The organism is Solidesulfovibrio fructosivorans JJ] (assembly GCF_000179555.1).
Taxonomy (GTDB): Bacteria; Desulfobacterota; Desulfovibrionia; order Desulfovibrionales; family Desulfovibrionaceae; genus Solidesulfovibrio; species Solidesulfovibrio fructosivorans.
In genome coordinates, this window is record NZ_AECZ01000004.1 from 110516 (window position 1) to 123003 (window position 12488).

A 12488-nucleotide genomic window follows, 5' to 3' on the forward strand; every position below is an offset into this window, starting at 1 on the left:
TTCCTCCTAAAACAGGAAATAGCGCTGGGCCAGGGGCAGGACCTTGGCCGGTTCGCAGACAAGTAGCTCGCCGTCGGCCCGGACCTGATAGGTCTGGGGATCGACCTCGATGACCGGCAGGGCGTCGTTTAAGACCATGTCCTTCTTGCGCAGCCCTCGGCAGCCGGACACGGCCGACACGGGCTTGCGCAGCGCGTACCGCTCGCCGACGCCGGCCGCCGCCGCCGCCTTGGACACGAAGGTCACGGACGTATGGGCCAGGGCGTTGGGGAGCGCCCCGAACATGGCGCGGTAATGCACGGGCTGGGGCGTGGGGATGGAGGCATTAGGGTCGCCCATGGGCGCGGCGATGATCATGCCGCCCTTGATGACCATATCGGGTTTGACGCCGAAAAAGGCCGGATTCCACAGCACGATGTCGGCCAGCTTGCCCGGCTCCAGGGAGCCCACCTCCCCGGCGATGCCATGAGCGATGGCGGGATTGATGGTGTACTTGGCCAGATAGCGCCTGGCGCGCAGGTTGTCGTTGCCCCCGGTCTCGCCGGCCAGGGGACCGCGCTGGGCGCGCATCTTGTGGGCGGTCTGCCAGGTGCGGATGACGACCTCCCCCACCCGGCCCATGGCCTGGGAATCCGAGGCGATCATGCTCATGGCCCCGAGGTCGTGCAGGATGTCCTCGGCGGCGATGGTTTCCCGCCGGATGCGCGATTCGGCAAAGGCCACGTCCTCGGGAATGGAGGCGTCCAGGTGGTGGCAGACCATGAGCATGTCGAGATGCTCGTCGATGGTGTTGACCGTGTAGGGACGCGTCGGATTGGTGGAGGACGGCAGCACGTTTTCCACGCCGCAGGCCTTGATGATGTCCGGCGCATGGCCGCCGCCCGCGCCCTCGGTGTGGTAGGCGTGGATGGTGCGGCCCTTGAAGGCGGCCAGGGTGGATTCCACGAAGCCGGATTCGTTGAGGGTGTCGGTATGGATGGCCACCTGGACGTCCTGGCGCTCGGCCACGGACAGGCAGCAGTCGATGGCGGCCGGGGTGGTGCCCCAGTCCTCGTGGAGCTTGAGCCCCATGGCTCCGGCCGCGACCTGTTCGTCCAGGGCCTGGGGCTGGCTGGCGTTGCCCTTGCCCAAAAGGCCGATGTTGACGGGCAGGCTGTCGGCCCCCTGGAGCATCCGGGCCAGATGCCAGGGCCCGGGGGTGCAGGTGGTGGCGTTGGTGCCGGCGGCGGGCCCGGTGCCCCCGCCGAGCATGGTGGTCACGCCGGCGTAGAGTGCCTCCCAGGCCTGTTGGGGACAGATGAAGTGGATGTGGCTGTCGATGCCGCCGGGGGTGGCGATGAGGTTCTCGCCGGCGATGATCTCCGTGCCCGGGCCGATGATGATGTCCACTCCGGGCTGCACGTCGGGATTGCCGGCCTTGCCGATGCCGGCTATGCGGCCGGCCTTGATGCCGATGTCGGCTTTGACCACGCCCCAATGGTCGAGGATCAGGGCATTGGTGATGACCGTGTCGGCGCACTCGATGTCGGGCCGCTGGCTTTGGCCCATGCCGTCGCGGATGACCTTGCCGCCGCCGAATTTGACCTCTTCGCCGGGGATGGCGAAATCCTTCTCCACTTCGATGACGAGGTCGGTGTCGGCCAGGCGCACCTTGTCGCCGACGGTCGGGCCGTACATATCGGCATAGGCCTGACGGGTGATCTCAGCCATGACGCGCCTCCTCCACGGGGCCCATGATCTTGCCGCCGAATCCGTAGACAAGACGGTCGCCGGCATAGGGCACCAGGGTCACGGTACGGCGCTGGCCGGGCTCGAAGCGCACGGCCGTGCCGGCGGCGATGTCCAGCCGACGGCCCAGGGCGGCCTCGCGGTCGAAGCGCAGTGCCTCGTTGACCTCGTAAAAATGAAAATGGGACCCGACCTGGACCGGCCGGTCGCCGGCATTTGCCACTTCCACGCGCACGGTCTCCCGCCCGACGTTGAGGGCGATGGTTCCCGCGGCCACGATCATTTCTCCGGGTATCAAGGTGAGCCTCCAGACATTCCTGCTTACAGAATGGGATTATGGACGGTGACCAGTTTGGTGCCGTCGGGAAAAGTCGCCTCCACCTGGATTTCGTGGAGCATTTCCGGGACGCCTTCCATGACGTCGTCGCGGCCGAGAATGGTGCGGCCGTATTCCATGAGCGCGGCGACGGACTGCCCGTCGCGGGCTCCTTCCAGGATGGCGGCGGTGATAAGGGCCACGGCCTCCGGGTGGTTGAGCTGAAGCCCCCTGGCCCGGCGGCGTTCGGCCACGAGGGCGGCCGTGAAAACGAGCAGTTTGTCTTTTTCGCGTGGCGTCAGGTGCATGATCCCCCTCGCCTGTGGTTAGGTGTTCCAGATGCGCGGCGGGCACGGAGTCAAACCGGCCACACGCGTACGCCAAAGCGCCCAGGCCGCGCCGAACTGACGTTTGGCCTCCCAGGCGTCCCGTCCGATGTAGCGCCCAACGAGCAGGCCGTCGCAAACGCCGAAGGCGGCCGGACCGGGGCCGACCGCATCGGCAAGCCAGGCCGCGTCTCCCTCGGGCAGCCCCGCGCCCGTCGGCGCGGTGGCCCAGAAAAGTCCGCACACCCTGTCGCCGCCAAGCCCCCAGGCGGCGTCGAGCATGTCCGCGCCGCCGTGGAAATGGCAGCGGTCGGCCAAAAGCGGCCGCCCCTCCCGGACAAGGTGCAGGCCCTGGCCGAAAAAACCCGACGCAAAGCCTTCCCCCGCCGCCGCCAGTCCCAGGCAGCAAATCTCCCAGCCGGCAAAGGACGCATCGCCGGCAAGCTCGACCAGGGTCTCCTGCCTGGCGCGGGCGGCGTCGTGCACGATGGTTTCCTGGGGCAGCCATTCGAGCGAAGCGCTGCCGGCCACGGCAAAGCGCTGGTCGATTAAGGACTCTGTCCCGGCCGAGCGGTAGATCTTGGTCGCGGCGGGCGTGGTGACCAGGGCCCGGGCCCCCGCCTCCACAGCCACCTCGAGGCGCAACCGGTCGCCGCCGACCACCCCGCCCGGCGGGTGCAGCACGTAGACATGGCAAACCTCGGGGCCTTCCGGGTAAAAGGGGCGCTGCACGCAAAGCGGCCCTTCGTGCCGCCGCCCGGCCAGGACCGTGCGGCCGTCCCGGGCGGCGAAACGCAGGTCGAGCCGGGCCCGCCAGCACGCGTCGCGCGTCTCGCCAGCATCAGCGCCCATACAATGCCTACACCTTGAGATGCTTGTTGATCAGTTCGTCGTCCAGTTCGGCCATGGCTCCCGAGGCCACGATGCGGCCCTTGTCCATGAGCTGGAAGGTCTTGCCGAGTCGTCGGGCGATGGGGAGTTTCTGCTCCACCCACAGCACGGTCAAGCCCATTTCCCGGTTGAGCCTGGAGATGACGTCGCAGATATGGCTGATGATGTTTGGCTGGATGCCTTCGGTGGGCTCGTCCAGGATCATGAGCTTGGGATCGCAGGCCAGGGCCCGGCCGATAGCCAGCTGCTGCTGCTGGCCGCCGGACAGGTCGCCGCCCTGGCGGCCGAGCATGTCCTTTAGGACCGGGAAGAGTTCGAAAATGAAGGACGGCACGGCGCGCAGGCCGTCGCGGCGGCCGACCAGCCCCACCCGCAGGTTCTCCTCCACGGTCATGCGCGGGAAGATGTCCCGGCCCTGGGGCACGTAGCCGATGCCGTTTCGGGCCCGCATGGGCGCCGCAAGCCGGGTGAGGTCCAGGCCGTCGAACAGGATTTTCCCGGAACGCAGGGGCAAAAGCCCCATCAGCGCCTTGAGCAGCGTGGTCTTGCCCACGCCGTTTCGGCCCATGAGGCACACGCAGTCGCCGGGCTCCAGGGTCAGGTCGACATCCCAGAGGATCTGGCTGCCGCCGTAGGCCTGGGACAATTTCTCGATACGCAACACGTCAGGCCCCCAGGTAGACTTCGACCACGCGCGGGTCGTGTTGGACGAAATCCATGTTGCCCTCGGCCAGCACCCGGCCCTCGTGGAGCACGGTGACGCGCTGGGCGATGGCCCGCACGAATTCCATATCGTGTTCGATGACCACCACCGTGTGCCGGCCGGCCAGGGATTTGAGCAACGCCACGGACACGTCCAGCTCGTGCGGCGTCATGCCGGCGGCCGGCTCGTCCAGAAGCAGCACCCGGGGGGCCTGCATGAGCAGCATCCCGATTTCCAACCACTGCTTCTGACCGTGGGACAGGAGCCCAGCCGGACGACGGCGCTCGGCGGCAAGGCCGATGGTCTCCAGGGTCTCGTCGGTGGCCTCGCGCAGCGCCTTGGTCTTTTTGGCGAAAAGCGTGGGGCGCACCCCCTTGTCGCAGGCGAAGGCCAGCTCCAGGTTTTCGTCGAGGGTGAGGTTTTCGAAGACCGTGGGCTTTTGAAACTTGCGCCCCACGCCCATGCGGGCGATTTCCCATTCACTTAGATCCGTGAGCACTAGATTCTGCCCCAGCACCACCCGGCCGGCCGTGGGCCTGGTCTTGCCGGTGATGATATCGAGCAGGGTGGTCTTGCCGGCCCCGTTGGGACCGATGATGCAGTGCAGGCACCCCTCGTCCACGCACAGCGACAGGTCGGTCAGGGCGTTAAAGCCGTCGAAGCTGACGCTGACGTTTTCCACGTACAAAATGACGCCCGAATCCGAAACCACCGCCTCGGGCTTGGCGTAACTGGCCGAGCTGACGCTTTTCATGCCCTGGCCTCCTCACCGGAAGCGGCGTCGCCGCCCCCGTCATCGACGGGCTTTTTACGCCCGGCCGTCAAAAGCCCCAGCAGGCCGCGCGGCAAAAAGAGCGTGGCCAAAATGAAGATGGCGCTCAGCACGAACAGCCACAAATCCGGGGCCACGGCCGTGAAAATGCTCTTGGCCCCGTTGACGGCGAACGCGCCAAGAAGCGGTCCGGCAAGGGTTCCCCGGCCGCCGAGGGCCACCCATATGGCGATTTCGATGGAGTTGGCCGGGGCCATCTCGCTGGGGTTGATGATGCCGACCTGGGGCACGTAGAGCGCCCCGGCCACGGCGCACATGAAGGCCGAGAGCGTCCAGACGAAGAGCTTGTAGCGCAGGGGATCGTAGCCGAGAAACATCACCCGGGACTCGGCGTCGCGCACGGCGGTCAGCACCCGGCCGAGCTTGGAGGCTGTCACCGCCCGGCACAGCAGGTAAAAAAGCAGCAACACCAGCCCCGAACAGAGGAAAAGCCCGGTCTTGGTGGCCGGCTCGGCCAGGGAAAAGCCGAGCAGCCGCTTGAAGTCGGTCAGGCCGTTGTTGCCGCCGAACCCGGTGTTGTTGCGGAAAAAAAGCAACATGGCCGCATAGGTGAGCGCCTGGGTGATGATCGAGAAGTACACGCCCTTGATGCGCGAACGAAAGGCGAAAAAGCCGAAGACAAACGCCAGAAGGGCCGGGACGATCAAAATGACCAGCAAGGCGAACCAGAAATGGTCAAAGCCGAGCCAGAACCAGGGCAACTCCTTCCAGTCCAAAAAGACCATGAAGTCCGGAAGCTTCGAGCGGTAGACACCCTCCCCGGCCATGGCCCGCATAAGATACATGCCCATGGCGTAGCCGCCGAGGGCGAAAAAGAGGGCATGGCCGAGGCTCAGGATGCCGGTATAGCCCCAGACGAGATCGAGGGCCAAAGCCAGGATGGCGAAACACAGGAATTTTCCCAGAAGCTGGACCATATAGTTGGGCAGGTGCAGCGCCGCGCCTTCCGGCACGGCGAGATTGAGCACCGGCGCGACCACGAAGACCAGCGCCGCCAGGACGAAAGTGACGGTCCAGGCCGTACGGGACTGCAGATTCCACAATTGGCGAAACATGAAAGGCTCCTTGGGCTCAGTCCGAAGCGCGGCCCTTGAAGGCGAAAAGCCCCTGGGGACGTTTCTGGATGAAGACGATGACAAGCGCCAGGACGATGATCTTACCGAGCACCGCGCCCATGAAGGGTTCAAGCGCCTTGTTGATGACGCCAAGGCCCAAGGCCCCGACCACGGTGCCGATGAGCTTGCCCACGCCGCCAAGGACCACCACCATGAAGGAATCCACGATGTAGCCCTGGCCGAGCTCGGGTCCGACGTTGCCGACCTGGGTAAGCGCCAGCCCGCCCAGCCCGGCGATGCCGGAGCCCAGGGCGAAGGTCCACATGTCGATCTTCCAGGTGTAGATGCCCATGGCCTTGGCCGTGTCGCGATCCTGGGTCACGGCCCGCACCTGCAGGCCGAGCGTCGTGCGGTTGAGCAAAAACCAGCACAAAAAGACCACAAAGGCCGTAAAAACGATGATGGCCAGCCGATTGTAGGTCAGGGTCAGGCCGGAAACGACCTCCAGGCCGCCGGAAAGCCAGGAGGGATTTTGCACCTCCACGTTTTGCGCTCCGAAAAGGAGGCGCACGGTCTGGATCAGGCCCAGGCTGATGCCCCAGGTGGCGAGCAGGGTTTCCAGTGGGCGCTTGTAGAGAAACCGGATGATGCAGCGTTCCAGGGCCATGCCCACCAAAAACGGCACGGCAAAGGAAAAGGGAATGGCCGCCAGCAGGTAATAATCCACTGCGCCCGGAAAATAGGCCCGAAAGGACTGCTGCACCATATAGGTGGCGTAGGCCCCGAGCATGAGCATCTCGCCGTGGGCCATGTTGATCACGCCCATCAGCCCGAAGGTGATGGCGAGTCCCAGGGACGTCAGCAGCAAGACGCTGCCGAGGCTCACCCCGAAAAAGAGGTCCCCGAGCCGGCTGACCACGACGGCCTTGCGCTGCAGAGAGCTCAGGGCGTCCTTGGCGGCTTGGCGCACCCGCGGGTCGGCCGCGCCCGGATCGTCCTTGGCGGCCAACAGCTGGCGCAGGTTGGAAATAAGCGAGGTGTCGCCGGAATCGCTGATGATGCCGATCGCCCGCAGCTTGCGGGCCGGATCGGGACTACCCAGGTTGATTTGCGCCACGATCGTGCGCAACGCCGCCTTGACCTGGGAATCCTTTTCCTTGGCCAGGGCCGCCTCGACGGAGACCAACTGCGATTCGGACGGCGACGACTGCAACTCCTGGGCGGCGGCCAGCCGGACCGCCGGATCATGGTCGGCCAGATTGATCTGGGCGACGGCCTTCTTGACGGCGAGGCGCACGCGGTTGTTGACGAGCGGCGGCTCCACCTGGTCCACGCCAGGCACGGCCAGCCCGGAAGCCAGGTCCACGGCCTGCCCGCCCTCTTCCCCGGGCAGCATGACGCAACGGCCCTCGGCGTCGGTCCCGACGCGGTAGTCGAGCAGCGCGCGCAGCACGGCCGCGTCCCGGGGCGCGCCCGATGCGCCGAGCCTATCCACGGCCGCGACAAGCTCGGTGCGGCTGCCGGCGCACAGCCCGGACAATCCCGGAGCTTTGGCCCCCTGCCCCCGCGCGGCCGGGGCGACCGCGGCCAAAAGGACAACAACCACGGTCAATTGCGAGAAAAAGCGCAACATAAGCTCATTCCGGGAGCGGCGCCCGCGTATGGACGCCGCTCCGCTTCCGGTTCATTCACGTTTAGTACTTGGGCTTTTCACAGTTGCCGCACACCCACGGATAGGTCCAATCCGCCGTCTTCTTGGCGCTGTCCGGAATGAAGCGGCTCCAGGGTTCGGCCCGGATGGGGCCCTTGGTCTTCCAGACCACCTCGAACTGGCCGTCGGGACGGATCTCGCCGATGACCACGGGCTTGTGCAGGTGATGGTTCTTCGCGTCCATGACCACGGTGTAGCCGTCGGGGGCCTTGAACTGCTGGTTCATCAGGGCCTGGCGCACGGCGTTCACGTCGGTGGTGCCGGCCTGCTTGACGGCCTGGGCCCACATGTTGATGCCGATGTAGGTGGCTTCCATGGGGTCGTTGGTCACGCGCTTGTCGCCGCCGGGCAGGTTGTTCTTCTTCACGTATTCCCGCCACTTCTTGATGAAGGCCTCGTTTTGCGGGTTCTTCATGGACATGAAGTAGTTCCAGGCGGCCAGGTGGCCGACGAGGGGCTTGGTGTCGATGCCGCGCAGCTCTTCCTCACCCACGGAGAAGGCGACGACCGGGATGTCCTCGGCCTTGACGCCCTGGTTGGCCAGTTCCTTGTAGAACGGCACGTTGGAATCGCCGTTGATGGTCGAAATGACGCAGGTTTTCTTGCCGGCCGCGGCGAACTTCTTGATGTTGGAAACGATGGTCTGGTAGTCGCTGTGGCCAAACGGCGTGTAGACTTCCATGATGTCGGCGTCGGCCACGCCCTTGGAATGGAGGAAGGCCCGCAGGATCTTGTTGGTGGTGCGGGGGTAGACGTAGTCCGTGCCGAGCAGGACGAAACGCTTGGCCTCGCCGCCGTCCTTGCTCATGAGGTATTCCACGGCGGGAATGGCCTGCTGGTTGGGGGCCGCGCCGGTGTAGAAGACGTTGTAGGAGCACTCCTCGCCTTCATACTGCACGGGGTAGAACAGCAGCCCGTTGAGCTCCTCGAAAACGGGCAGCACCGACTTGCGCGACACCGAGGTCCAGCAGCCGAACACCACGGCCACCTTGTCCTTGGTCAAAAGCTCCCGGGCCTTTTCCGCGAAAAGCGGCCAGTTGGAAGCGGGATCGACCACCACGGGCTCGATCTTCTTGCCGAGCAGCCCGCCCTTGGCGTTGAGTTCGTCGATGGTCATCAGGGCGACGTCCTTAAGCGACGTCTCGCTGATGGCCATGGTGCCGGACAGCGAATGGAGGATGCCCACCTTGATGGTGTCTTCCGCCAGTGCCGGACGCGAGGCCAGCACACCGGCCAAAACGGCCAGGCAAGACAACAAAGCCAAAATTCGGCGCCTCACACCCATACAATCTCTCCTTCTCGTTACGTGTTGCGGCGTTCCCCGGCAGGGGCAGCCTGAAACCACGGCTCCGGGCGTTTCGGACGACACTGCCGCCCGGTCGCGCCCGAGGCCATTCCCTCTCTCTCGATGCTCTCTCTGTCTTGATGCTCTCTCTGTCTTGATGCTCTCTCTGTCTCCGGCGCGCCTCCTACGCCAGATGCAGGGCGATATTGGCCCGGGCCGCCGCCGCCGCGATGTGCCGCCGCATGGCCCGGCGGGCCGCGCCCGGCGCATGGAGCGCCAGGGCCTCGACCAGGGCTTCATGCTCGGCCACCGCCTCCTCGACCGGGGAGACGCCCGGCTGCTGGTTTTCGATCAGCTGGGAAAGGGACGGGGCCAGGGACTTGGTGAAAAACGGATTGTTGGCGGCTTCGACGATCTGATGATGCAGCGTGCAATTGAGGCGGGAGAGCAAGGCCCCATCCCGCCTCTCGAGGGCCTCGCGCATGCGCGAGGCGAGATACTTGAGGTCCTCGAGCTGGGCGGCGGTGGCGTTTTGCGCCGCCAGCCCGGCCACGGCGGGCTCCACCACGTAGCGGAACTGGTACATCTGGACGAGCCGGGAGGGGCGCTGCAGCGCGTCGGCCCGCGCGATCCGGCAATCCTCCCCCAAGGATTGGTCCGTCGCCTCGCCGGCCAGGTAAATGCCCCGGCCGGGGCGGATGCGTACGCGGCCCAGGGTTTCCAGCGCGACCAGGGCCTCACGCACGGTCGGCCGGCTCACCCCCAGGCGGATGGCGAGCTGGCGCTGGGAGGGCAGTTTCTGGCCGGGCGCCCAGTTCCCGCTTCCGATCAGGGCCACGAGCGCGTCCATGGCGCTCTGATCGGGGGCCTGCGGGCTGCCGGCCATGCCGTCCTCTTGGATATTGGAGCCTGCCATATGTTGTCTCAAAATTGTCGTATCTAAAAAACAACCTGTATTTCGCTAGAATGCGACGTCAAAATTTAACGAAAACGTATTTTTGTCAATACCGGTCTTGCCGGTCTGACCAGATTCGGCGTTTTCCGGTTCCCGCGCCACGAACCGCCCCGGCGAGCGCCTTTCCCGGTTGTCACCGGAGCGAACCATGCGCTGACGTGGCTTTCCGCCAACCGGAAGCGACGACCGGCCGAAGCGAATCAAACCATATACCATACGATTTCCAAAGGATTGTAAGAATCAAACGACTACGACGCCGATAGGGCTACTGCCAAGGGCGGGAAAATTCTCGAGGCAAAAACGGCGGGGATCAAGGGAAAGGACGCGGCCCGCTGCCCGGCAGCCGCTTCGGGGAAGAACTTCAGATGGTCCGCTGGACTTCGAAACAAAGGCGGAGTCTGTACACAAAATTGTGCTTGCGATACTCCTGGCACAGCTCTTTATTGCTTTCCATTCCAAGCAAAGAGCGCTTCCAATGCGTTACATCCACAAAGAAAGACACTTCGTATTTTGCATATGACAAAATAGTCGTTTCCCTCCCATGTCCATCGCCGGACGCGCCGGCTCCCCCGCGCCACCGCGCGAGAACGAAAAGCCGGGAGGCGGACGAAAAAGAGACCCATTAGGGGCGATGCCGCCGCAGGACGGCGAAAAACGCCGGGAGCGGCCATGACGACATGGCCGAGGCGTTCCCCGAACGCCTCCGGTCGGGAAACGCCCGGCGCGCATCCGGCGGTTACACCGTGAACCCGTCCAGGAGGCCCGAAGCCTTGAGCCCGGCCACGGCCTTGGCGATGGTTACTATCCGGGTCCTGTACCGCGACAGCCCGATCCGCCGCAGCGCCTCCTTGGGATTGGCCGAGGCGAGCGCGGCGCGCATTTCCGCATACGTGCCCCGCCCCTGATGCAGGATATCCATGATCCACAGCGCCGTTTCCCAATCCGAACCGACCAGGCCGGGCACCTTCGTCTTGGCCTGTTCCAGATTCTCCTTCGCCTGCGCAAGGAAGACCGCGATCTGCAACTGCTTCGCCCGGGGATCGAGCCGCAGCCAGTTCATGAGCCGAGCCGCCACGAGAAGTTCCACCTCGTCGACCGCCGTCGGGGAAGTGTTGCAATAGGCCATCAGCTTCGCGAGTTGCGGTTCCTTGACCCCATTGGGACGGGTGACCATCACCACCTCCTCGAGATCGACCGGTCCCGTGTCCGATTGCAGATGGATCGTGATCTTGCCGTCGCTGTTGGGACGCAGCGCAAGTTCGGGGAAATGCCGGTCCGCCAGCGGCAAAGCGAGGAGCTGGCGAAAGTAGGCCACGAAATTCCGCCCTGGCGTATGCGCGGCGAGCTGCGGCGCGCCAAACGTAAAGGCGGCGCGATCGTAGGTGTTCAAGGTCGCGAAGCGGGCCTCACCCTCCGCCAACAGGGTGGGCTCGATGAAATGCGCCCATGGCCCGAAGTCGGAAACAAAATCCCGGCCACGATAGACACCGAAGCGCAGGCTGTCCTTGATGGCGGCGTTCCCCTGAAACAGGCCGGTCCGGTGCATGTCGTCGGTATAGGTCGTTATGGAACCGATGATGAACTTCTCGCCCGACGCCGTTGTCGCGGAGAAGGTCTTGCCCGACTGCGTGATGCCGGCGATCGCGTCGAACCCGTCCGGGGATGGCGGAAACGTCAGCGGACAAGGTCCCTTGGGTTTGACGACCTCGTTGAAGAGCCGCACGTCCTCGACGCCTTCCGCGAGAGGGAACGGCAGCCCGAGCGCCCGGGCGGTCGCCGGTCCGACGACGCCGTCGACCTCGATCCCCCGCATGAGCTGAAACGACAGCACCGCCGCATGGGTCATCGGCCCGAAGGCGCCATCGATCGGCCCTGGATCGAGTCCCTGGCCGAGCAGAGCCTTTTGCAGCGCGACAACGGCCGCGCCCTTTATGGGCGACGTTTTGAACCAGAGAAAAATATCCGGAAGGGACGTCGCCCTCGGCCGTGAACCGGACGTCAGCCCGGCAAGGCGCTCCGTCCCGTAATCGACCCCGGGCAGGAGGCAGCCAATGGTCCAGGGCCGCGACGCCGCGCCCGTGAAGATATTGATGCCAAACGCCGCGCCGCGCGCTTCCAGCGTTCGCTCGCCATCGCCCACGGCAAACGCGACATGGCCGGGCCTGCCCGTCGCGGGGGCCCGGATCAACGCCGCGCCGGGAATATGCAGGGCTTCCTGCCAGGAAACGACATGTCCTGATTTCTTCGCCTCCGCGTGCCAATACCCGGAATAGGGCTCGGCCTTGGCCGGCCGTGTCGCGCCCCCCGCTCCGAAAATCAACCCGTAGGCCTGATAGGCGCACCAGGACGCAAACTCGGCGCAATCCCAAGGGCCTTTCCATCCTGGATTATCGAGTGGAACCACAGCGCCGAAAACGTATTGTTGCCCAACCCGCGTCAAACCGATGTCGATGACATCCTGTCCCATCCGCGACATGTCTTCCTCCTTGCGGGAGACATTGACCTGCGAAAAGGAGACATCGAAAAATCATATTGAGGTCACCCCCGCCTTTGTTCGAGTTTACCACTCGATCCCATATCGCATAACAGATATCCCAGGTCGAGTTTTTATTCTTCCATGCCCGCTCCCTTCGGCCCGAAGCACCCCATAAAATTGCTCTCCCGGTTGACGGAAACCCGCTTTTTA

The 12488-nt window shown here is 64.8% G+C and carries 11 protein-coding genes; all 11 read right to left on the reverse strand.

Translation table 11 applies throughout. The features are described from left to right. Positions 1–6: 6 nt before the first annotated feature. The 11 genes from ureC to DESFRDRAFT_RS04295 all read right to left on the reverse strand — a co-directional run bounded on the left by ureC (position 7) and on the right by DESFRDRAFT_RS04295 (position 12278). Complete coding sequence (gene ureC / locus DESFRDRAFT_RS04245; RefSeq protein ID WP_005991474.1) at positions 7–1710, reverse strand: urease subunit alpha; 1704 nt, start codon at positions 1708–1710, stop codon at positions 7–9. Further along, entirely contained in the window at positions 1703–2026 is a 324-nt protein-coding gene (locus tag DESFRDRAFT_RS04250; RefSeq protein ID WP_005991475.1) for an urease subunit beta, read from the reverse strand. Before DESFRDRAFT_RS04250 ends, ureC begins: the two co-directional genes overlap by 8 nt. A gap of 23 nt (positions 2027–2049) precedes the next feature. Further along, on the reverse strand, positions 2050–2352 hold the full coding sequence (locus tag DESFRDRAFT_RS04255) for an urease subunit gamma (RefSeq protein ID WP_005991476.1): 303 nt from the start codon (positions 2350–2352) through the stop codon (positions 2050–2052). Positions 2353–2370: 18 nt separating this feature from the next. Then, the gene (locus tag DESFRDRAFT_RS04260; RefSeq protein WP_005991477.1) at positions 2371–3222 is read right to left on the reverse strand and encodes an urease accessory protein UreD; all 852 of its coding nucleotides are present in this window, start codon (positions 3220–3222) and stop codon (positions 2371–2373) included. A 7-nt stretch (positions 3223–3229) separates the two neighbouring features. Beyond that, entirely contained in the window at positions 3230–3925 is a 696-nt protein-coding gene (gene urtE, locus DESFRDRAFT_RS04265) for an urea ABC transporter ATP-binding subunit UrtE (RefSeq protein ID WP_005991479.1), read from the reverse strand. A gap of 1 nt (position 3926) precedes the next feature. Beyond that, entirely contained in the window at positions 3927–4718 is a 792-nt protein-coding gene (gene urtD, locus DESFRDRAFT_RS04270; RefSeq protein ID WP_005991482.1) for an urea ABC transporter ATP-binding protein UrtD, read from the reverse strand. Next, positions 4715–5851, reverse strand: a complete 1137-nt coding sequence (gene urtC / locus DESFRDRAFT_RS04275; protein ID WP_005991483.1) for an urea ABC transporter permease subunit UrtC — start codon at positions 5849–5851, stop codon at positions 4715–4717. Before urtC ends, urtD begins: the two co-directional genes overlap by 4 nt. 16 nt (positions 5852–5867) lie before the next feature. Then, complete coding sequence (gene urtB, locus DESFRDRAFT_RS04280; RefSeq protein ID WP_005991485.1) at positions 5868–7484, reverse strand: urea ABC transporter permease subunit UrtB; 1617 nt, start codon at positions 7482–7484, stop codon at positions 5868–5870. Between the two features lie 61 nt (positions 7485–7545). Then, positions 7546–8847: an urea ABC transporter substrate-binding protein gene (gene urtA / locus DESFRDRAFT_RS04285; protein WP_005991486.1), complete on the reverse strand. Its 1302-nt coding sequence runs from the start codon at positions 8845–8847 to the stop codon at positions 7546–7548. Positions 8848–9031: 184 nt separating this feature from the next. Beyond that, entirely contained in the window at positions 9032–9733 is a 702-nt protein-coding gene (locus DESFRDRAFT_RS04290; RefSeq protein WP_005991488.1) for a FadR/GntR family transcriptional regulator, read from the reverse strand. 805 nt (positions 9734–10538) lie between these two features. Then, a complete protein-coding gene (locus tag DESFRDRAFT_RS04295; RefSeq protein WP_005991489.1) occupies positions 10539–12278 on the reverse strand; it encodes a peptidoglycan-binding protein in 1740 nt (579 codons plus the stop codon). Positions 12279–12488 lie beyond the last annotated feature (210 nt).